Below are 238 nucleotides of genomic sequence, written 5' to 3'. Positions count from 1 at the left end.
AAGGCGATCGCATCGGCCGACGTGGTGATTGGCGCCGTGCTGGTACCCGGCGCCAACGCCCCTCGCCTCGTGACGCGCGCAATGCTGGAAACGATGCGCCAAGGCGCGGTGATAGTGGACGTGGCGATTGATCAGGGCGGCTGCTTCGAAAGCTCCCACCCGACCACCCATGCCGATCCGATCTTCGTCGAGCAGGGTATCGTGCATTATTGCGTAGCCGGTTGACCCGGCCCGCGCA

The 238-nt window shown here is 65.1% G+C and carries 1 pseudogene; it reads left to right on the top strand.

Going from position 1 to position 238, the window contains the following annotated elements:
- Window positions 1-219: pseudogene (locus ACKX14_RS16430) on the top strand (alanine dehydrogenase); the annotation flags it as partial.
- Window positions 220-238: the final 19 nt, after the last annotated feature.

This window comes from Thermorhabdus hydrogeniformans, from assembly GCF_049310025.1.
Lineage (GTDB): Bacteria > Bacillota > Thermosediminibacteria > Thermosediminibacterales > Tepidanaerobacteraceae > JBJYKD01.
The sequence above is the reverse complement of the archived record's forward strand: the minus strand, read 5'-3'. Positions and strand labels throughout refer to the sequence as shown.